Annotated in this window: 17 protein-coding genes and 1 pseudogene; 9 read left to right on the forward strand and 9 right to left on the reverse strand. The window is 50.6% G+C overall.

The genetic code is table 11. The features are described 5' to 3' along the window. The first annotated feature begins 58 nt into the window (after positions 1-58). The 4 genes from G3255_RS17305 to G3255_RS17320 all read left to right on the forward strand — a co-directional run bounded on the left by G3255_RS17305 (position 59) and on the right by G3255_RS17320 (position 3,852). Positions 59-850: an ABC transporter ATP-binding protein gene (locus tag G3255_RS17305; protein WP_211655605.1), complete on the forward strand. Its 792-nt coding sequence runs from the start codon at positions 59-61 to the stop codon at positions 848-850. A gap of 7 nt (positions 851-857) precedes the next feature. Beyond that, positions 858-1,787: an iron-hydroxamate ABC transporter substrate-binding protein gene (locus G3255_RS17310; RefSeq protein ID WP_211655606.1), complete on the forward strand. Its 930-nt coding sequence runs from the start codon at positions 858-860 to the stop codon at positions 1,785-1,787. A gap of 62 nt (positions 1,788-1,849) precedes the next feature. Next, the gene (locus G3255_RS17315) at positions 1,850-2,848 is read left to right on the forward strand and encodes a FecCD family ABC transporter permease (RefSeq protein WP_211655607.1); all 999 of its coding nucleotides are present in this window, start codon (positions 1,850-1,852) and stop codon (positions 2,846-2,848) included. Continuing rightward, positions 2,845-3,852: a FecCD family ABC transporter permease gene (locus G3255_RS17320; RefSeq protein WP_211655608.1), complete on the forward strand. Its 1,008-nt coding sequence runs from the start codon at positions 2,845-2,847 to the stop codon at positions 3,850-3,852. Before G3255_RS17315 ends, G3255_RS17320 begins: the two co-directional genes overlap by 4 nt. 48 nt (positions 3,853-3,900) lie before the next feature. Here G3255_RS17320 and nhaC read toward each other — a convergent pair whose 3' ends face one another. After that, entirely contained in the window at positions 3,901-5,370 is a 1,470-nt protein-coding gene (nhaC, locus tag G3255_RS17325; RefSeq protein WP_211655609.1) for a Na+/H+ antiporter NhaC, read from the reverse strand. 204 nt (positions 5,371-5,574) lie between these two features. On the opposite strand from nhaC, the gene G3255_RS17330 reads away from it, so the two are divergent. From G3255_RS17330 to G3255_RS17340, 3 genes are all read left to right on the forward strand, one after another. After that, the gene (locus tag G3255_RS17330) at positions 5,575-6,111 is read left to right on the forward strand and encodes a dihydrofolate reductase family protein (protein ID WP_211655610.1); all 537 of its coding nucleotides are present in this window, start codon (positions 5,575-5,577) and stop codon (positions 6,109-6,111) included. 107 nt (positions 6,112-6,218) lie between these two features. Further along, entirely contained in the window at positions 6,219-7,565 is a 1,347-nt protein-coding gene (gene mgtE / locus G3255_RS17335) for a magnesium transporter (protein WP_249222162.1), read from the forward strand. A 140-nt stretch (positions 7,566-7,705) separates the two neighbouring features. Further along, complete coding sequence (locus G3255_RS17340; protein WP_211655612.1) at positions 7,706-8,119, forward strand: DUF4395 domain-containing protein; 414 nt, start codon at positions 7,706-7,708, stop codon at positions 8,117-8,119. Positions 8,120-8,399: 280 nt separating this feature from the next. Here the strand turns inward: G3255_RS17340 and G3255_RS17345 are convergent, their stop codons facing one another. The 6 genes and pseudogenes from G3255_RS17345 to G3255_RS17370 form a co-directional block, all read right to left on the reverse strand. Next, complete coding sequence (locus G3255_RS17345) at positions 8,400-9,677, reverse strand: glutamate-5-semialdehyde dehydrogenase (RefSeq protein ID WP_211655613.1); 1,278 nt, start codon at positions 9,675-9,677, stop codon at positions 8,400-8,402. Between the two features lie 35 nt (positions 9,678-9,712). Next, positions 9,713-10,477: pseudogene (gene proB / locus G3255_RS17350) on the reverse strand (glutamate 5-kinase); the annotation flags it as partial. Between the two features lie 525 nt (positions 10,478-11,002). After that, on the reverse strand, positions 11,003-12,040 hold the full coding sequence (locus tag G3255_RS17355; protein WP_211655615.1) for a hypothetical protein: 1,038 nt from the start codon (positions 12,038-12,040) through the stop codon (positions 11,003-11,005). Between the two features lie 185 nt (positions 12,041-12,225). After that, the gene (locus tag G3255_RS17360) at positions 12,226-12,861 is read right to left on the reverse strand and encodes a DUF4352 domain-containing protein (RefSeq protein ID WP_211655616.1); all 636 of its coding nucleotides are present in this window, start codon (positions 12,859-12,861) and stop codon (positions 12,226-12,228) included. Positions 12,862-12,883: 22 nt separating this feature from the next. Next, the gene (locus G3255_RS17365) at positions 12,884-14,326 is read right to left on the reverse strand and encodes an alkaline phosphatase (RefSeq protein WP_249222163.1); all 1,443 of its coding nucleotides are present in this window, start codon (positions 14,324-14,326) and stop codon (positions 12,884-12,886) included. 503 nt (positions 14,327-14,829) lie between these two features. After that, a complete protein-coding gene (locus G3255_RS17370; protein WP_211655617.1) occupies positions 14,830-17,925 on the reverse strand; it encodes an efflux RND transporter permease subunit in 3,096 nt (1,031 codons plus the stop codon). A gap of 98 nt (positions 17,926-18,023) precedes the next feature. Between G3255_RS17370 and G3255_RS17375 the strand changes: the two genes are divergently transcribed. Then, positions 18,024-18,875, forward strand: a complete 852-nt coding sequence (locus G3255_RS17375) for a TetR/AcrR family transcriptional regulator (RefSeq protein ID WP_211655618.1) — start codon at positions 18,024-18,026, stop codon at positions 18,873-18,875. 26 nt (positions 18,876-18,901) lie between these two features. Here the strand turns inward: G3255_RS17375 and G3255_RS17380 are convergent, their stop codons facing one another. After that, positions 18,902-19,975, reverse strand: a complete 1,074-nt coding sequence (locus G3255_RS17380) for a branched-chain amino acid aminotransferase (RefSeq protein WP_211655619.1) — start codon at positions 19,973-19,975, stop codon at positions 18,902-18,904. Positions 19,976-20,090: 115 nt separating this feature from the next. Then, a complete protein-coding gene (locus G3255_RS17385; RefSeq protein ID WP_211655620.1) occupies positions 20,091-20,705 on the reverse strand; it encodes an NUDIX hydrolase in 615 nt (204 codons plus the stop codon). A gap of 153 nt (positions 20,706-20,858) precedes the next feature. Here G3255_RS17385 and G3255_RS17390 point away from each other — a divergent pair, with 153 nt between their 5' ends. Then, a complete protein-coding gene (locus G3255_RS17390; protein WP_211655621.1) occupies positions 20,859-21,617 on the forward strand; it encodes a purine nucleoside phosphorylase YfiH/LACC1 family protein in 759 nt (252 codons plus the stop codon). The last annotated feature ends 276 nt before the right edge of the window (positions 21,618-21,893 follow it).

Consider the following 21,893-nt stretch of genomic DNA (forward strand, 5'->3'; position numbering starts at 1 on the left):
TATCCTATTTTTATTTTTTGGCATCAAAATTTCGATTTAAGGAAAAGGAGGGCTGTCGATGGGACGCCTTTTTACAGAAAACCTGGAAGTCAGCTATGGCGAAAGGAAAATCGTCAAAGGCTTGTCCCTGTCGATTCCAGATAAACAGATCACGGCGATCATCGGGCCGAACGGCTGCGGGAAATCGACTTTTTTGAAAGCGATGACACGCGTCATTCCGCACGAATCGGGCTCTGTCATTCTCGACGGCCAGCAAATCGCCGAAGAAAAAACAAAGCAATTGGCGAAAAAGCTCGCCATCTTGCCGCAGTCGCCGGAAAATGCCGCCGGTTTGACCGTCGGCGAGATTGTCTCTTACGGCCGTTTCCCCTATCAAAAGGGATTCGGCAAGCTCAGCAAACGGGATTATGAAATGATCGACTGGGCGCTCAATGTGACCGGTACGCAATTTTTCAAATACCATCCCGTTGATGCCTTATCGGGCGGCCAGCGCCAACGTGTCTGGATTGCCATGGCACTGGCGCAGGAGACGGAAATGATTTTCCTTGATGAACCGACCACATACCTCGATATGGCCCATCAATTGGAGATCCTGGAACTGCTCCGCGAACTCAACGCCGAGGAAGAACGCACCATCGTTATGGTGCTGCACGATTTGAACCACGCTGCCCGCTTCGCCGACCATATCGTCGCGATGAAAGACGGCCAGATCATCAAGGCCGGATCGCCTGAAGAAGTCATTGTTCCGGATGTCCTTCGCGAAGTTTTCCGCATCGATGCGGAAATTGGCCTTGACCCACGAACACAAAAACCGATTTGCCTAACATATAATTTAATTAAAGGAGCTTAACCAGATCATGAAAAAATTACTTATCTTATCCATCGCTTTACTCTTTATGCTGGCGCTTGCCGCTTGCGGTTCTACAGAAGAAACGACAGAGGAAACGAGTGGTTCGGAAGGCGAAGCAAGCGGATCCGATACCATCCAATACGAATCTGAAAATGGTACAGTGGAAGTTCCGGCTGACCCACAGCGCGTGGTAGCCTTGGCTTACGGCGGAAACGTCATGGCACTTGATGTACCGCTTGCCGGCATCGACGCTTGGGCGATCGACAATCCGAACTACGAACCATACTTGGACGGCGTAGAAGAAGTGTCGGAAGAGAACTTGGAGAAAATCATCGAATTGGATCCGGATTTGATTATCGGTTACTCGACTCTTCAAAACGTCGATAAACTGGAACAAATTGCACCAACTGTGACTTACACTTACGGCAAAGTCGACTATTTGACACAACACCTGGAAATTGGGAAACTATTGAATAAAGAAGACGAAGCACAAGCATTCGTTGACGACTTTAAAGAACGCGCACAAGCTGCGGGCGAAGAGATCAAAGCGGAGATTGGCGAAGATGCAACGGTATCCGTCATCGAGAACTTTGATAAGCAATTGTACGTATACGGCGACAACTGGGGCCGCGGCACCGAGATCCTCTATCAGGAGATGGGCTTGAACATGCCGGAAAAAGTTGAAGAAATGGCTCTTACTGATGGGTACTATGCCTTGTCACAAGAAGTCCTCCCTGAATATATGGGCGATTACGTAATCTTCAGCAAAGACTCCGAACAGGATAATTCATTCCAGGAAACGGACCTTTACCAAAACACGCCAGCTGTAAAGAACGACCAAGTATTTGAAGCGGATGCGAAGAAATTGTACTTCAACGATCCGATTTCACTCGATTACCAGCTTGAGTTGTTCCAGGAAAAATTCCTTGGCCAATAAACACAAAAGGGATTCTGCGCAGCGGAATCCCTTTATCCTTTCTATAGAAAAGATGATGATGCATGCGTTATAACGCCCGTTTTTCATACATATTTGGAATCAGCCTGCTGGCACTTGTGCTGGCTTTTGTTTTGTCGATGGTCTTTGGGGCTGCTGATGTCAGCCTGAAAAACCTATGGCTGGCGCTGTTTTCCGACAACACCGGACAACAGATTTCGGTCATCCAGGAAATTCGCCTGCCGCGTGAAGTCGCTGCGATTTTCGTCGGCGCGGCACTCGCCGTCTCAGGAGCGATCATGCAAGGCATGACCCGCAACCCGCTGGCAGACCCTGGTTTGCTCGGTTTGACTGCCGGAGCCAATGCGGCACTGGCCGCGACATTGGCATTTATTCCCGGAGCTAATTATTTCGGCATCATGATTGCCTGCTTTATCGGGGCGGCCATCGGGGCCGGGCTCGTCTTCGGCATCGGGGCTTCGCGTCGCGGCGGTTTTTCGCCATTTCGCATCGTCCTTGCCGGAGCGGCGGTATCGGCATTTTTGACCGCCATTGCAGAAGCGATCGGCTTGCTGTTTAAGATTTCCAAAGACGTCTCCATGTGGACCGCCGGCGGCTTGATCGGCACGTCTTGGGGACAGCTGCAGATTATCATTCCGTTTATCACCATCGCTTTGTTTGTCGCTTTATTGCTATCCCGCCAACTGGCAGTGTTGAGCTTAAGTGAAGAAGCGGCGATCGGGCTTGGCCAAAAGACCGGCCAGATCAAAGCAATGCTGTTTGTCGTCGTCACCTTGCTTGCCGGCGCTGCAGTAGCGTTAGCCGGCAACTTGGCGTTCATCGGCTTGATGATCCCACATATCGTCCGTGTGATCGTCGGCAGCGATTACCGCTTCATCATTCCGATGTCCGCCGTCACGGGCGCCATCTTCATGCTGCTCGCCGATTTGTTCGGACGCACGGTCAACGCACCATTTGAAACGCCGGTCGCAGCGGTGGTCGCCATGCTCGGCTTGCCATTCTTCCTGCTCATCGTCCGTAAAGGTGGAGGTGCGTTCACATGATCCAACAACATTTAATCCGTAAACAGCGCATCACTTTGCTCGTGCTCACCATCATCCTGTTGGTCACCGCCGTCTTGAGTTTAGGGCTCGGCTATTCGACGCTCGGTTTCGGCAGAATTGTGCCCGTTTTGATGGGGCAAGGCGATTTCAAAGAAGAGTTCGTACTGTATTCCATCCGGATGCCAAGACTGCTCATTACGTTTCTAGCGGGGATGGCACTCGCTTTATCGGGCGCAGTGCTACAGAGCATTACGCGCAATGATTTGGCCGACCCGGGCATCATCGGCATCAATTCCGGTGCCGGTGTCGCCATTGCCATTTTCTTTTTGTTCATCCCTGTAGAGCCGGGCTCTTTTGCTTTCTTGATGCCGTTCGTCGCGTTTCTCGGCGCGTTTATCACGGCGATCCTGATTTACTTGTTCTCCCGCGATCCGCGTACAGGCCTTCAACCGGTCCGCCTCGTACTCGTCGGCATTGGTTTTTCAATGGCTTTATCCGGCGTCATGATTGTGCTGATTTCATCGGCTGAACGGGAAAAAGTGGACTTCATTGCCCAGTGGCTCGCAGGTTCCATTTGGGGCACCGACTGGCCGTTCATCCTGGCACTGTTGCCTTGGCTTGTCGTGTTGATTCCATATGTTCTGTATAAAGCGAACCGGCTGAACATCCTCGGGCTTGGCGAATCCGCCGCAATCGGTCTCGGGCTTAATATCGGCAAAGAACGCGCCGTCCTTTTGCTTGCGGCCGTCGCGCTCGCTGCCGCTGCGGTTTCTGTCACCGGGAGCATCGCTTTTATCGGCTTGATGGCCCCGCACCTCGCGAAAGCGCTTGTCGGGCCGCGCCATCAATTGTTCCTGCCCGTCGCCATCCTGCTCGGCGGCTGGCTGCTGCTTGCAGCTGACACAATCGGCCGCAACCTGCTTGAACCGTCGGGCATTCCGGCTGGTGTCATGGCAGCATTGATCGGCGCACCGTATTTTGTTTATTTATTAATGAAGAAATAAAAAACGGCTCATGTCCCCGAAAAAGGGAGATGAGCCGTTTTGCTGTTGTTAAACCGGTTCTTCCTGCGCGTCCATTTCCATGCGCGCTTCGCGGTCTTTGAGCTTCTGCATTTCCTCATCGGTCATGAATTCGACTTTCCAACCGAGGAACGCCATAAGGATGGCGATGATCGGCACCGAGTAATTCAACACCGCGTATGGCGCATAGGCGAATGGATGGACCGCAAGCGTCGCCAGGATGAACACGCCGCATGTGTTCCACGGAACGAACGGCGACGTGATTGTCCCGCCGTCTTCCAGTGCACGCGACAAGTTTTTCGAATGCAAGCCCTGGTCCTGGTAAGCCCGCGCATACATCCTGCCCGGCAACAGAATCGAAATATACTGTTCAGAAGCCGTGACATTCGTCAAGAACGCGGACGCCACAGTCGCAGCAATCAAGCTGCCGGCTGTTTTTGCCAGCATCAAGATCTTGGTGACGATCGATTTCAACATGCCTGTATGTTCCAACACGCCGCCAAACGTCATGGCGAAAATCGTCAACGAAATCACGAACATCATCGAATCGATGCCGCCTCGATTGAACAAGGAATCGACGACTTCGTTGCCGGACGTGATGACATAGCCATCATGCAGCGCATTGACCGCTTCTGCCACCGATCCGCCCTGCACCAAGATGTGGCACAGCCAGCCGAGCACGATGCCGATGCCGAGAGCCGGCAATGCCGGCACTTTTTTCATCACCAAGACGATGACCGCCAAAGGCACGAGCAAGAGCCATGGCGAAATGACAAAATTCTCTTCAAGCGACGCCAGGATGGTATTGATATTGCCGCTGTCGACCGAGTTTCCGGCAAACTGGCGTCCCAAGAAAAAGTAAGCGCCGAGGGCAATGATCATGCCCGGGATGGTCGTGTAGATCATGTGGCGGATGTGGACGAACAAATTGGTGTTGGTAACCCCTGCTGCCAAGTTCGTCGTGTCCGACAGCGGTGACATCTTATCCCCGAAATAAGAACCCGAGATGACCGCTCCGGCGACCATTGCCGCCGGAATTCCCATACTTGCGCCAATGCCCATGCCGGCGATGCCCACGGTGCCCATCGTCGACCATGAACTGCCGATTGCACCGGCAACCAGTGCGCAGATCAAACAAATGGTGACGAGGAATAAAGACGGTGTAATGATTTTCAAGCCATAATAAATCATCGTCGCGACGATGCCTCCGCCGATCCATGAAGCGATGATCATGCCGACCATGATAATGATGACTAAAGCCGGAAGCGCGAGACGGATTCCTTTATAGGCCCCTTCTTCGATCATATGCCAGCGGTACCCCAACCGCCAGGCGATAATGACCGCGACGGTCGTGCCAAGAAGCAAGGGAATATGCGGGCTGCCTTCAAAAATGATGATTGTCACAGCCATGGCCGCCACCATAAAAATCAGCGGCAGCAAAGCCAGCCAAAAGGGCACTTCAATCTCCTGTTGCTTTGAATGTTTTTTCTCCTCTTTCATGTCCTCAAACCCCTTTGTGAAAATGGAATGAATGCTTGTATTTATTTTGCCACTATACTGATTTCAATGCCATATAAACTTTCAGATTAAACCGATTTTTCGGAATTCGGAATAGTTCAAAGCAGGATTCTCCTCAGCCCGCCCCGAAGTGTAACCTTATTGCCTAAGCTTCCGGCATCTTGTTGTGGAAAGGGGAAGATGAACGTGGGAAAACTGACTGTTTCGATGTATATCACACTCGATGGCGTCATGGAAGAACCGTCATGGACAGCAGCCTATTGGGATGATGAACTCGCCCAGTTTCAACTGGGCCAGCTTTACAATAACGATGCCTTGCTGCTCGGGCGCGTCACGTATGACGGGTTCGCTGCCACTTGGCCGACCGCTGAAGATGAACATGGCTTTGCGGACCGGATGAACGAAATCCCGAAATATGTCGTGTCGCACACGCTCAAGCGGACCGAGTGGAATGCGCGCCTGATCAATCACGATTTCGTCGATGAAATCAAACGGCTGAAGAAAACCGGCCAACGCTTGCTTGTCTACGGCAGCGCCGAGCTCATCGACACCTTGATCGAACATGATTTGGTCGACGAATTGCATTTGATGACCTTTCCGCTGCTATTGGGCGAAGGAAAAAAACTGTTTCGCGACGGCGTATCGCCCAAAGCATTCAAATTGCTGAAAAACTTTTCGACCGACCAAGGCGTTTTGATCGCCAATTACGCGCCTGAACGGTAATGAAGATGTTTTAAAAACAAATGAGCGTGACCGTCTCCCTTTTGGGGAAAGAAGAAATGAGGCCGCCTCGCACTTATGGCCATCCCGGAAGGAGCTGCCGTCTTGCGATGACAGAAAATGAAATTACTTTAGCGTTGATCCAATCATTGAAAGACGGTCGGACGCAAGACTTCCAGCACATACTCGATGAGCTGCAGCCTTATGATATCGCCGTCCAATACCGCCATTTGCCCGAAAAGCACCGTGAACGCTTCCTGCTTCATCTGACGGTCCGCCAACTGACCGAACTCATGCAGGAGCTTCACCGGAACGACCAGGTCCGTTTGCTTGAGCGAATGTCCGTCGACCAATCGACCAAAGTGCTCGACTTGATGGACAATGACGATCTCGTCTCCCTCTTGTCCGATCTGGAACCGACGATGATCGAAGAGCTCCTGTCGCGCATGAATCGCGAAGAATCTTCCTATATCCAAAAGACCATGAATTATCCGCCTGAAACAGCGGGACGCATCATGAACAATCGTTACGTCTGGATTCCGCGCCATTACACAATCCGTGAAGCGATCGATAAAATCCGCGATTTTGCGGAAATTGCCGAGTACTTGAACTACTTATATGTCGTCGACGAAAACAAGAAACTGCTTGGGGTCGTTTCCTATAAAGATTTGATTCTCGGCGAACTCGATGAACAAATTGACGATGTCATGTATACACGCGTCGTCAAAGTCGATGCCTTGACCGACCAGGAAATCGCCGCAGACATAATCGGCCGCTACGATTTCATTACTTTGCCGGTCGTCGATACAGAAAACCGGCTGCTCGGCATCATCACGGTTGATGATGTCATTGATGTCGTGTTGCAGGAAGCGAATGAAGACATCGAAAAGCTTTCCGCATCCGGTAAATCCATCGACTTCCAGACTCCCCCTTTTGTCGCGGCTTACCGCCGTTTGCCTTGGCTGATTTTGCTCTTATTTATCGGGCTCATTTCCGGCGGCATTATCAGCCGCTTTGAAGACACCTTGCAGACGGTTGTCGCCTTGGCGTTCTTCATGCCCATGATTGCCGGCATGACCGGTAATACAGGCACCCAGTCGCTCGCGGTCGTCGTACGCGGCCTGGTCGCCCAGCAGCCCGACAAAAAAGGCACATTCAAGCTCATCTTGCGTGAATTATGGGTCGGCATCATCATCGGCGTCACCTGTGCCGTGTTGATTTTGCTCATCGCCTATATCTGGCAAGGCAGCCTGGTGCTCGGGCTCGTTGTCGGAAGTTCATTGCTGTTGACCTTGATCATCGGGACGCTCGCCGGCACCATCATTCCGCTCATCTTGTACCGTTTGAAAATAGACCCTGCGGTCGCATCAGGGCCGCTGATCACGACCATCAATGATATATTCTCTTTGCTCATTTATTTCGGGCTTGCTTCGCTGTTCATCTCTCGTTTGATGTGAACAGTGTTTTTTTGAGCTGTTTTCTTTATTCCGAGTAATCAACTATGTATAATAAGGAGAAACTTTATGCAAGTATATTCTCCTGCCTAAACGGCTTGTTTCAGAGCCGCTCGGCCATAAAAAACTCGGAGGGATTCACTATGACCATTCCTAAACCGCTCGTCCAGCTCAATCAAGCCTTTCTTGTCGCCACGGTATTAGCAGGTCTCATCGTTCATCCGCTGATCCTGCTCGTGCCTTTCGCCATTGGAACCGTCACCTTGATCACCAAGAAAAACCCGCTGATCGCATTCGGCCGCCGCTTTTTGCCGAATCCCCCTAACAGTTATCTGCAGGAAGACCGCGACCAGCAATTGTTCAACCAATGGATCGCCACTGTCTGTCTCGGGCTTGCCCTCTTGTTTTTCGCAACAGGCCTGCCGATTGTTGCCACCGTCTTTGGCGCTATGGTCATTGTCGCAGCCGGCGTTGCGCTCATGGGCTATTGCATCGGCTGCACCGTCCGCTATCAGCTGATGATGTGGAAACACCGCCGGACAAAAACGGATTATTGATCGCTTTTTATAGAGTTTTGAAGAAGTCTAGTGACCACTAAAAATTAAAATGGAAATTACTTTTTCTACATTTAAAAATCAATGTTCTCTCTAAGTATTTGGAGAAGCGTTCGCTCGACTCCTGTGGGACTAGCGGGTTTGAGAGACCCCGCAGGGAGCATAGCGAACGAGGAGGCTCGATTCCCGCCCCACGGAAAGCGAGCGATAAGCTTCGGAAAATACGATTTTCTACTTTTCTCGACAAACTGTAAAAAAGCGGAGACCGCAGTCTCCGCTTTTTTTATTTTGTTTGGCCGTTGCCTTTAATGATGTATTTCGTTGAAGTCAGTGCCGGCAAGCCCATCGGCCCACGCGCGTGGAGCTTTTGCGTGCTGATGCCGATTTCGGCGCCGAAGCCGAATTCAAAGCCGTCCGTGAAGCGCGTCGATGCGTTATGATAAACCGCTGCTGCATCCACTTCCGTGAAGAATTGCTGGACGCTTTCCGCATGTTCCGAAATGATCGCCTCGGAATGCTTCGTGCCATACTGGTTGATATGCTTGACCACTTCATCCACGCTTCCTACCGTTTTCAGTGCGAGTTCATAAGCCAAGTATTCAGTGCCCCAATCGGCTTCTTCCGCCGGGATGATGCCGCTGCCTGATTGCTGCGCCTTTTCATCGCCGTGGATTTTCACCTCTTTTGCCTGAAGCGCTGAAATCAGTTCCGGCAGATGCTGCTCAGCCCATTTCTCGTGGACGAGGATGGTTTCGCAGGAGTTGCAGACCGATGGACGCTGTGTTTTCGCGTTCAACGCGATATCGATGGCCATGTCCTTGTCCGCCGTCTCGTCGATATAGACGTGGCAATTGCCTGCGCCGGTTTCAAGTACCGGCACTGTAGAATTCTGGACGACCGTCTTGATTAAGTTGGCGCCGCCACGCGGAATCAACACATCCAAATAATCGTTCAGCTTGAACATGGCAGATGCCGCTTCCCGGCTCGTATCTTCAAGTAATTGCACGGAATCCACCGGCAAATCGCTTTGTTCAAGTGCGCGGTGAATGACCGAAACGATGGCGGTGTTCGAGTAGATCGCTGTCGAACTGCCACGCAGGACAACGGCATTGCCGGTTTTCAAGCAAAGGCTCGACGCATCTACCGTGACGTTCGGGCGGGCTTCGTAAATCATGCCCACCACGCCAAGCGGTACGCGTACTTTCGTCATATCGAGGCCGTTCGGCTGCTGCCAATGCTCGAGCACTTCACCGACCGGATCGGTGAGTTTGGTCAATTGGATCAGCGCATCCGCCATATCCGCCAAGCGCCCTTCATCAAGCTTGAGACGGTCGACGAGCGATTCGCTCATGCCGTTTGCGCGCCCCGCTTCAATATCTTTCAGGTTTTCTTTTAGAATGAAAGCTTTTTCAGCCATTAGCTGCTGAGAGATGAGTTCTAATGCTTTATTTTTCAGGGTGGTGTCGGCTTTTGCGAGTTCTCCCGCTGCCGCTTTCGCTTTTTTCGCTTTCTGTACCAGTTCTGTCTCCAAAGTTGCTTCCTTTTGAAGAACTTCTGTCATCCAATCTTCTCCTTTCGAATTTCCGTACCTTACGCTAATTCTTTAACGGGTTTTGCAATATATGTCCCATCGCCGTTTCCGTTCATGATCTCAACCAATTTTCCACTGCCTTCTCCTGTGCCGATAAATACATCGACGCCGAAGTTATGGGCTGTTTTCGCGGCTTCCACTTTCGTCTTCATGCCGCCTGTCCCAACATCCGATCCAGCACCGGATGCGGCTTCCATCAACTCATCAGGAATATCCTTCAGATGGGTATATCGTTCAGCCGATGGATTGGTCTTCGGATTATCTGCGTAAATGCCGTTGATGTCCGTCAAAATGATCAATTGATCAGCACGGACAAGCCCGCTGACAAGGGCCGATAGCATATCGTTGTCGCCGAAAGTCAATTCCTCAACCGCTACCGAATCGTTTTCGTTGATGACCGGCATCATGCCGCGCTCCAATAATTTCGAAATGGTGTCGTCCGCTTTTTGGTACAAGTCTTTCGTTAACAATAATTGGGCGGAGACGATATCGAAGTTTTTGAATTCTGTCGCGTACGCTTGTGCGAGCAGGCTTTGCCCGACGGCTGCCGCCGATTGTTTGTCGACTACTGTATCCGGGCGCGATAAATACCCCATGCTTGTGCATCCGGCTGCAACTGCGCCAGATGAGATCAAGATGACGTCATGGCCTTCTTCTTTCAAACGGGCCAACGCCCCGACGTGTTCGCGCAACTTGGTGATGGACAATTTACCGTGGCTGTCCGTCAATGAGCTGCTTCCTATTTTCACTACTATTCTTTTCTTTTCCATTGTTACAGTCACCACCCGATTTTGATTATTTAATGAGCTCTCCCATTACGATCAAAAGCGGAAGAACCCGGTCTCCGTAAAACGCTTTACAATGGCTGACTTAGTGTCGTCTGATAATAAGAATTATTATGCAATTAAATGCATTTTAAGTCAACTATTAATTTCATAAATACTTATATAACGGTTATCGAAACAATAAAACTTGCATATTTATGAATATTTATTCAAAATGCATGTTTCATTATAAATCATTTCCAGTTCCGGAGATGGCGGATGCGTATTCTTCGCCGGCCGTGAATTCCAACCGGCAGCTGATCGCCTGCAACACGCCAGTCACAAGTGGCAAGTGTAACATAACCAGAGGGTATTTCAAGTTCAGGGAGGGGATTTCGCCTTATGTAAGGGCTTTCATTTTGTATATAAAGTAGGTATAAAGTATTATTTAGGAATCAACAAAAGCCCATACCACAAGGGATACGGGCAAAACGCGCACAAGTGTTGCTATTTCATTCTAAAGTACCACATTCAATGCGGCGGCGTTTCCACTGGCTGGCGCCGCTTGCCCGCTCGCCGATACCCTTGAATAACATCACTTAAAGTCCCGAAGATCATCATTACCAAGATAGCGCTAAAAATCCAGGTCAGGGCATTGGTTCCGCCGAATGTCTCGGTGAGGAATTGGCGAAATTCCGGATTGAGCAATTGAGAATTGGTGAAGATTAAGATGAATACGAGCACGGAAACCGTTTGCACCGCAGCGTTGAATGTGGCCAGTCGATAATTCCAATAGCCTGCGCGCCATTGCCAGATGGCAAGCGACAATTCCAGCACGATGACGAGTGCAATGAATGGCCAATAGGACACCAGCACATCTTGGTTGAATACCGCCATTTGAAAGCGCAAGCCTTCCCCATCGTCAGTGTAAATGCCGAGCACTTTATCGGCATTGAAATAGACCGTTGTCCAGATGACCATCCAAATCAAGCTGCCGAAGACCTGGCTTTTCGCCACTTTCGCTTCGACCGGCTCGAGCAGCGCCTCCTGCCCTCCCCATTCTTTCAAGTCATCAGGCGTCCATTCTTCCATTGTTAGCCCAAGCGGCGTCTCTACGCCCGATTTATCCGCCCAGTCCATCACGGCAACGACGAGTGTGACCCAGAACAAAGTCTGCATAATGGTATTGAAAATCGCGCCGATGATATTGCCAATCAATGAAACGAGCACCGAGACGAGTGTCTCGTCCTGACCGACTCCCGAAATAATTCCGACGATGGTCACGACGATGAGCGTAATCAGGACAGCCAGCGGAATAACCAGCCGCAGCAAGCGGACGTACAAGTCGAAATAGCGCGGGCCAATCAAGTAACGCCTCACTTTGCCGTAATGCTCCGCCATCAGTGCTGGATGGCCGAATTCCTGAAGGACGGCCCGTTCTTCGCTTTCGCTACTGTCTGCCGTGAGCCGTTCAGACAATTTGCTTCTCAGGTCCTTTTCCGCTTCCTGCCGTTTGTCTTGCGGCAGCCGTTCGAGCACTTGCCGGATGTACCGTTCACTTAGCTTCATGACCACATCTCCTTTTGGGTCAGCCTGTTATTAGCTCTATCATGAAGGATTTTTCTGGAAAACACAATATAATAATCTAATTATTCAGATAACTAGTTATTTTCGATTGTTGTGCCTATGGCAAAATCCGGCTGTCGAATCATCAACAGCCGGATCTCCATTTCTTCTATAGAAAACACTTTTCATCAATTGAGCTTGATGGTGATGGTTTGTGCGGGTGCAAGCAGCTCTCCGTCCGCAGCAAATAGCTTGCTGGTGGTCAATTTAATCTCCTGCGCCCCACCTTTCACAATAAAGCCGACATTCCCTGATTTTACTTCTCCAGGTTTCAGCCCTTCATTCAACGACTCCAAATACACATCGTCTTCCCAAGTCTTCACTTCGCCGCTTTCTGTCTCAATCAATGCGACCGGCGCAAAATTCACTTTTTCACTCGCGCCATTGTTGATTTCAACAAAGAACTTTGCCAGCTCGAACTCCTGGTCATGCGTGTAGGAATGGTAAAAATCGATTAGGCTATAATCCGGCGTGTAATGCAGCAGCTTCGTTTCGTGGATGGTCAGCTCGATATCGCCAATCTGCATCGTCTGAGGCTCCATATTGGCCGCCAATAGCTCCAATCCGCCTTTCACATCACGTACTTGCTGGCCAGGCTCCTGCAACCGGCGGTCATCGCTCACTTGCGGGCTGAGGACATATTGTTCCGTGTACGCGGGCGCTTCCGCTAAAGACGCCGCAGTTGCCGTGCCTTGCGCTGTCTCGTTCTGGCAGCCCCATAATAATGCCAAAGGGACGAGCAGCCACGCTAATCTCGCTTTCATCCAATCCGCTCCCTGCTATCGTTTATTGTTTATCATCGATCGTTACGTCCGCGCCCATCAAGTCGAAGATGATGCCGGCATGATCTGTATTGTCCAGTTGACCCGCAAATTTCTGGCTAGCTGGCCCATAAGCATAGACCGGCACGTCTTCTCCGGTATGGCCGCCAGTTGTCCAGCCGGTGTGCGAACGCTTATCGAAAATGCGCTCGATGGCGTTATCGATGTCCAAGTATTCGCCTTCGTCCGCTGCTTTTTTGACAGAAGCGATTTCTTCTTCAGTCAAGTCCAAGTCAATATAGCGTTCCAAGGTTTCCTCTACGCCAGCACCTTCCGTAATCTCAGAAGCCATGAAATCCGGTGTCCGCTGTGCAGCGAGAATTGGCTCGGCGAACCAATTATAGACGCCGTCTGCACCGATTGAGAAGCCGCCTGTCGAGTGGTCGGCTGTCGCCACGACCAATGTGTTTTCATCTTGCTTGGCGAATTCGATCGCTGCCTGGAATGCACGGTCGTAATCCTCCATTTCACTCATCGCTGCGACGATATCGTTGTCATGTCCTGCCCAGTCGACTTGGCTGCCTTCAACCATCAAGAAGAACCCGTCCTCGTCCTGCTTCAAGCGGTCGATCGCAGAGCGTGTCATGTCTTCAAGAGACGGCACGCTGTCCTCGCGGTCGATCATTTTCGGCAATCCGCCTTGTGCGAACAGGCCGAGCACTTGCCCGTTGTCATTTGCGAGCAGCTCTTCTTTCGATGTCACATAGCCGTAGCCTGACTCCTGGAATTCTTCCGTCAAATCGCGGTCCGTGCGGTCGAACAGTTTGGTGCCCCCGCCGAGCAAGACGTCGATTTTATGTTCGCCATCGATGCGCTCGTCGAAATAATCATCGGCGATGGCGTTCATATTGCGGCGGCTGATATCGTGCGCGCCGAATGATGCCGGTGTCGCGTGGGTGATTTCGGAACTCGCCACAAGCCCGGTCGCTTTGCCTTGTTCTTTCGCCGCTTCAAGTACGGTTTTCACTTCCGATTCGTCGTTGTCGACCGCGATGGCATTGTTATAGGTTTTGATGCCTGCTGCCATGGCAGTGGCGGCCGAGGCTGAATCGGTGACATTTTGATGCGCATCTTCCGGATAGGTCATTTGCTGTCCGACCAAATAAGAATCGAAAGACATTTCATCCGCGAAGCGCGCAGAAGAATCATCCTGCAAATAACGGTAAGCGGATGTATAGGATGTGCCTACGCCGTCGCCGATCAGGAAAATGATGTTTTTCGGGGCGTCTTTCTCTTTATCCTTATCTTTATCTTTGCCTTTTCCTTTTCCAGGGTTTTTGTGTTCTTTATGTACTTCGGCTTTGCCATTCCCGTGCGCTTCAGCTGGCGCGGACTGGGTAAAACTCGTCACAGCAACCGCTGCCACTACGGCGGCTGGAACAAGTTTCTTCATTGATTTTCGGATCATCTGGCATTCCTCCTCGTGTTTGTTAACCATCGCCAGTGTAGCGGAGGAATATTAAGGAATTGTTGAGTGCGTGTATGGAATTTGTTAAAGGAATCCTATTTCCCGGGAAATAGTTTCGGGGATATTTCCAAATTAAAAACCGGCCTCATTTAGGAGACCGGTTTTCAGGACGTTGAAGAAGTCTATTAATACACTATAAATAATAAAGAAATCATCTTTTTATAAAAAATCAATGACCTATCTAAGTATTTGTAGAAGCGTTTGCTCGACTCCAGTGGATCAGCGAGACGACCGAGACCCCGCAAGGCGCAAGGCGACTGAGGAGGCTTGGGCGCGAGCCCACGGAAAGCGAGACGACCGAGACCCCGCAAGGCGCAAGGCGACTGAGGAGGCTTGGGCGCGAGCCCACGGAAAGCGAGCAATAAGCTTCGGAAAATACGACTACTTTAATTTCTCTCCAATCTAAAAACCGGCCCCCATTAAGGAAGCCGGTTGTGTGCCGATCAATCTTCGCGATCGACGAGTGATTTATTTTTCTGGAATTTGCGCAATACTTCATAGACGACCGGCACAACAATAAGTGTCAGCAAGGTCGAGGACAACAAGCCGCCAATGACGGTGATCGCCAAGTCTTGGGAGACGAGGCCCCCGCCACCGCTTGAGAGTGCCATTGGAATCATGGCGCCGATTGTGGCAATGGCCGTCATGAGGATTGGGCGCAGACGCGTCGCTCCTGCTTCAAGCAAGGCGTCGCGCACCGTCATGCCTTCGCGTTCCATATGAATGACGCGGTCGACCAGGACGATGGCGTTCGTTACCACAATCCCGATGAGCATGAGCATCCCCATCATGACCGATACGGAAATCGTCTGGCCGGTTACGAATAGGCCAACAAATGCACCGATAACCGCAAACGGCAGCGAGAATAGGATGGCAAATGGCGCAAGCCCGCCGCCGAACGTTACCACTAGGATAAAGTAAACGATAGCGATTGCCGCGGCCATCGCAATGCCGAGCTGGGTGAAGGTTTCATTGATGTCTGCTGTCACGCCGCCTGTTTCTATCGTCACGCCTGAAGGCAGGTCCAGTTCGTCCACGTTTTCCTGAACAGCTGCGCTTGGCGCGGACACATCATTGCCGGTCACCGTGCCGGAAACAGTCGCATAATAAGCGCCTTCCGAACGGCTCAAGGTATTCAATGTGGTGCCTTCTTCGACTTCGACCAATTCCCCGACGGTCATCATGGTGCCTGCAGCTGTTGGCACCGGTGTATCCAAGAGCTCTTCAAAAGTCGCCGCATCTTGCTGGGCATCACGCTGGACGATAACTTCAAGTTCACCGCCATCCGTGTTGACGGTCGTCAGCACTTCATTTTGGCCATTACCGGACAAAGCCATCGCGACTTGTCCCGCCGTCAGGCCGTATTGGAGAATTTCCTGCTGTTCGATGCGCAAGGTATGCTCGACATAAGGATCTTCCGCATCGGATGTCACTTCTTCCAAGCCGTCGACATCGCTCATCGCGCCTTCGACTTGTTCGACGGTATCCAACAAGTCATCGAGGTCTTCGCTGTACAAGGTGTACGCGACTTCACTCGATGCCGCCATACCGCCACCCATCATATCCTGCTCGCCCCACTCGCCTGACTGGTCGAGTCCTGCAAGATAGTCAGTAACTTCGCTGCGGGCTTCTTCGAATTCATCGACTGAAATCGAATCATCAAAGATCAAATACAATAATGCACCGTCTCCGCCGCCCATCATCATCTGGGCCATATCGGCATTGGCTGAATCGTTGATGGATAATTGAAGGACGTCAATATCTTCGCGTTCAAGCAAGTCCTGCTCGACCGCTTCGATGTTCTCGACAGTCTCTTCCTGCAACTCCCCTGCTGAAGGGGAATACGTGATGTACATCATTTTCTCGGTTTGCGAGCCGAGGAACGAGAAGCCAATCAATGGGGTGAGCGCCAAAGACCCGACGAGCAGCACCACCGCAATAATCGACGTGATCCATTTATGGTTCAAGGCTTTTTCCAGGAATGAACGGAACCAAAGCGCCAGCTTCCCGGTTTCTTGATGCTTGGAAGCCGTTTTCTCGCCGTATAGCTTCTTCTTGAAGAAACTATGCGACATCGCCGGCACGATGCTGACCGCTACTGCAAGCGAAGCGAGCAATGCAAACGACATCGTCAGGGCGAACGGCAAAAACAATTCGCCGACCATTCCGCCGACAAAGACCAGCGGTGCAAAGACTGCGATCGTCACAAGCGTCGACGACAAGATTGGCTTGAACATTTCGATCGTCGCCGATTGGATCAATTTGCGGCCGGATAATTTCTCTTCTTTCAAATGCATGCGCCGGTAAATATTCTCGACGACGACAATCGAGTCATCGATGACACGGCCGATTGATACGGTAATGGCACCAAGCGTCATGATATTCAAAGTGATACCGAGCCAGTTCAACAATAACAGCGCCACAAAAATAGACACTGGGATCGAGACGATCGCAATGAGCGTCGAACGGAAATCACGCAAGAACACCAAAATGATGAGTACGGCAATCAAGCCGCCGAACAAGGCTTTTTCCACCATCGCGAAGACCGATTCCTCGATCGGTTCGCCTTGGTCAAGCGTGATGTCGACGATCAAGCCGTCTACTTCGCTTGCCAAATCCGCCATCAAATCTTTCACTTCATTGACCACGGTGACCGTATTGGCTTCCTGGCCTTTGACGATTTGAATCGCTATCGCATCTTCGCCGTTGGTGCGGGAAATCGACTGCACTTTCCCGACCAGTTCCACATCGGCAAGTTCAGACAAGGCGACAAATGGTTCCGGGTTGTCTTCTGAAGGCGTCACGGGAATCAATAATTCCTCAAACTCTTCAATAGAAGCAATCGAACCGTCGATATAGACCGCTTCTTCGCCTTCTTCAAATTCGCGAAGGCCGAGCGACAAGGCAATATTGCTCGCTTCGATCATCTGCTCGATGTCTTCTTCCGTCACTTCACGGGCAGCCATCGCCGCTTCATCGTATGTCAGGTGAATTTCTTCGACATGCTGTCCGGTGACGGTCGCAGACGCGACGCCATCGATTTTCTCGATCTCCGGCAAAATGGCCGTCTGGACACGGTCCGTCAATTCGACGATCGATTCCGTCTCACTGCTGACAGACAGTGCAACAACCGGGAACATATTGAGGCCGATCGACATGATCGATGGGGTCTCCACTTCCTCAGGCAAGTTTACGCCATCAACTGCGGATTCGAGTTCCCGCTTCTTCTCATCCATATCGACGCCGTAATCGTATTCGATCTGGATTTGGGAAACGTTTGAAGAGGAATTCGAATAAACTGCTTTGACATCTTCCAGGCTTTCGACTGCCTGTTCGACAGGTATCGATACCTCTTCCATTACCTGTTCAGGTGCAGCGCCCGAGTAGACCCCCGAGACAATCAAGTAGGGAATCGAAATATCAGGAATCGACTCCATCTTCATTTGGGTTGTTGAATAAATGCCGGCAAAGGTTACAATTAAAGTCAACAGCCACACGGCAAATTTGTTTTTCAGAACAAAACGCACGAATCCTTGCACACAAATTCTTCCTTTCTTTGACGAAATCCATTTACTACTCTATAGTAATGACCGATTGGTCAAGCATCAAATAAGTAAGGGGAAAAGAGGAATCAAATATGTCAAAAAAGCAACAGATTCTGGAATCAGCGCTTCAACTCTTTGCTGAAAATGGCATTGAAGCTACGTCTGTCCAACACATCACTCAAGAGGCAGGCATTTCTAAAGGTGCGTTCTACTTGTCTTTCCCTTCAAAAGAGTCATTGATCAAAGAAATCATTGATTCATTCATGAAAGGCTTCGTCGCTGATATTGACCGAGTAGTCAACACCTCGAAAAAACCTGACGAGAAATTGCGCCTCTATTTTCTCGCCCATCTGGCATTGCTCGAAAAGCATGCAGATTTTGCCAAGATCTATGCACAGGAGCCGATGCACGCCCTGAACGAGGAAATTTTGGAGAAACTCATCCATTACGATACGTGGATCGACCGTTCGCTGCTGTCGTTATTGGATGAGTTGTATGGCGAACAGCTTCAAGGCCGCCGCTACGACTTGCTCATTTCCATTAAAGGCTTCGTGCGCATCTACTCGCAGCTGGTGCTGTTCCATCCGTACCCGCACGATATCGAAAAAATTGCAGAGCTACTCGTCGAAAAGACCAATGTGCTGGCCGCCTACTCCACTACGGCTTACCTGACAGAAGAAATGGTCGAATTGCCGATGCCCGGCCCCGAAGAAGTGACCACCGCCGAAAAGTTGCTGTCGGTGATCACTGAATTACTGGAAGATGAACAGCACCCGCCGCTCATTGCCGAATCGTTCTCGCTGCTTGCCGAGGAGCTCCGGTTGGAAACGCCAAGACGCGCCATCCTCCTCGGCTTACAAGCCAATATCTACGACTACGCCCCCGCCAAATGGCTGTCGTACCTACTGAAGAAATACGAACAGAAAAAAAGCCCAGACAATTGATGTCCGGGCTTTTTACATGCGCTGATTTAATTGATTTCCACAGTCCAGTCCAATGTGTCTTCGACTTTGCCTGTCTGGATGCCAGTGATCGTGTCGTACAGCTTTTGCGACAACTCACCGATCTCATGATTATTGATGATCATTTTCTGTCCTTGCCAGTTAAGTTCGCCGACCGGGGAAATGACCGCAGCCGTTCCAGTCCCGAAGACTTCTTCGACTTTTCCGGCTTGGTACGCTTCGTAAAGTTCATCGATGGCCATGCGTTTTTCCGTCACCGCAATGCCCCAGGAGTTCAACAATTCGATGATCGACATGCGCGTGATGCCTTTCAGGATGCTGCCGTTGAGCTCAGGAGTGAACACTTCCCCGTCGATTTTAAAGAAAATGTTCATGCTGCCGACTTCTTCGATATAGCGCTTCTCGACACCATCCAGCCACAGCACGTCCGCGTTGCCTTCTTTCTTGGCATTCGCTTGTGCCTGGTAGCCGGAAGAATAGTTACCCGCCGTTTTTGCCATTCCCGTGCCGCCTTTGACTGCGCGCGTGAACTTGTCTTCGACATGGATGACAACCGGCTGCAGGCCCCCTGGGAAATAAGAGCCGACAGGCGACAGGATGACCATGTATTTATATGTAGATGATGGCCCTACTGCCAAGTTGGCATCCGTTGAGATGATGTACGGGCGGATATAAAGCGACGTGCCCGGCGTTTTCGGCACCCAGTCTTTTTCGAGCTTGATCAATTGCTTCAAGTGCTCAAGCGCCAAGTCTTCGTCGACCGGAGGGATGCTAAGGCGCTCACTCGATAGGTTGAGGCGCTCAAAGTTCTTCTCTGGACGGAACAGCAATACGCGCCCGTCTTCTGTGCGGTAGGCTTTCATGCCTTCAAATACTGTCTGCCCGTAATGGAAAATCATAGCTGCCGGATCCAAGGAGATCGGACCATATGGCACGATTTTCGGATCATGCCAACCTTTATCCGTTTGGTATTCCATGATGTACATATGATCAGTGAAAGTTTGGCCGAATGGAATCTGGTCTTGTGACGGCTTGTCTTTCTTCTCAGTATTTTCGATTACTTCCAATTGATAAGTCGTCATGGTCATATCCCCTTTTGCAGTATGTTTTTATTTTCACGATTTCGAATAATTATACACACTTTGCTAAGTACTGAAAAGGCTGTTCGCCAAATTCACCAAATATCGGACCATCGGCTCAGCGGATTAATTCCATGAAATGCATAAGAATTTTCGCTGTTAGTCCCCAAATGACGCGGTCTTCGTATAAATAGAAAAATTCATCCACTTGGCGTGCACGCCAGCTGTAGTTTTCGCCACCGGCAATCAAGTCATACGGAAAACTTTCCTCTGGCTGAATATCGAAATCGATGCGGTATACACGCGGCTCGTTTTCAAGGAAAAATTTCAGCGGCACCGTGAAGACACTATCGACTTCCGGTGGATTCGGCTTAAAATCCGTTTCAGGGTCGATAAAGCCCGCAAACGAATAGACGATCATGCCAAATGGCGAGACGATGTAATCGAGCGGAAACACATTGCTGATCGCCTCTTTTTGGATGCCGAGCTCTTCCATCGTCTCACGCAAAGCCGTCTCTTCTTCATCTTCATCCCCGCGGTCGATGCGCCCGCCTGGGAAGCATATTTCTCCCGGCTGGCGCCTCATTTCAAACGAACGCACTTCAAACAGGATATGGACGCCGTCTTCTTTTTCAATCAATGGGAGAAGAATCGCATATTTCGAGAAATCCCGGTTGCCGAGTACTTCAGGCACCCGCCCTTTGACTTTTTTCAAAATCTTTTCCGGTTCCATGCCATCACCTCGACTTTCTTTTTTCCTATCTTACCAAATAATCGAAGTGCCCGGCCTTTCAATCGCTCCGGAAAGACGAAAAATCCGAATTCCCTTGTCATCTATTGGCGAACGCGCTACGCCTTCGCTACAATGGGAGCGGAGGGGATAGACGTGAAACGTAAAACTTATATCGACAACGATTCCTATATCGCGGGCCTGACCGTAAAAGACCCGCAGACAAACGGCGGCAATAACTTGGCGCTCCACGCCGGGACCCAGCGTGAGCATTCACTTGAAAACCGTAAAGCCTTGCTTGCTTCACTTGGCTACACCATCGATGAACTCGTCTGCGCCAATCAAACCCACAGCAACCATTTCCGAAAAGTGTCACATGGGGACGCAGGCAAAGGCGCCCGGACAGTAGATAATGCGATTGCGGATACCGATGCGCTCTACACACGCGACACTGGGCTTGTTCTCTCAAGTTTCGCCGCCGATTGTGTGCCGGTGACCTTCTATCACGCAACGGAAGAGTTGATCGGCGCCGTTCATTCCGGATGGCAAGGCACCGTGAAGGAACTCATACCGCATTTGTTTGCCCATTTAATCGCCAATGAAAACTGCGCGCCGGAAGGGTTCCGCGTCCAGATCGGCATGGCGCTCAGCCAAGAGAAGTTTGAAGTGGATGAAGACGTCTATGTGAAATTCAAAGCACTCGGCTATGCCGATCCGTTCGTCGAATTCAATGAAGAAACCGGGAAATACCATATCGACAATCAGCTCACCGTCAAAACCCAGCTGGAACGCGCAGGTATTCCTCCTGAACATATTGACATCGACCGGAGCTGCACCTTCAAGAGTCCAGACGGCTTCTCCTACCGCGAAGACAAGCAATGCGGCCGCCACATGGCTTATATCGTTAAGAGATAGCAAAAAGCTCTTCCTCTTAGGGAGAGCTTTTCGTGTTTTTAGAGTATATGGGATAGCTAAACTTTTTTGTTTTTGTGAGCAATCACTGTTCATTCATCACATAAATAGTCGCAGCCTCGCTTGGGGTTGAGCTTTCGCAATGAGCCAGAAACCCGCTGTCTCATTACTTCGCTTCACCCGTATGCGCGAGGCTGCTTTTTGATTTCATTGAATTAAATATGCGCAAGGGTAGCCGTTGCTTTACTGTTCACATGCTGGAACTAAGCTTAGTAGGAA

The organism is Planococcus sp. MSAK28401 (assembly GCF_018283455.1).
Classification (GTDB): Bacteria; Bacillota; Bacilli; order Bacillales_A; family Planococcaceae; genus Planococcus; species Planococcus alpniumensis.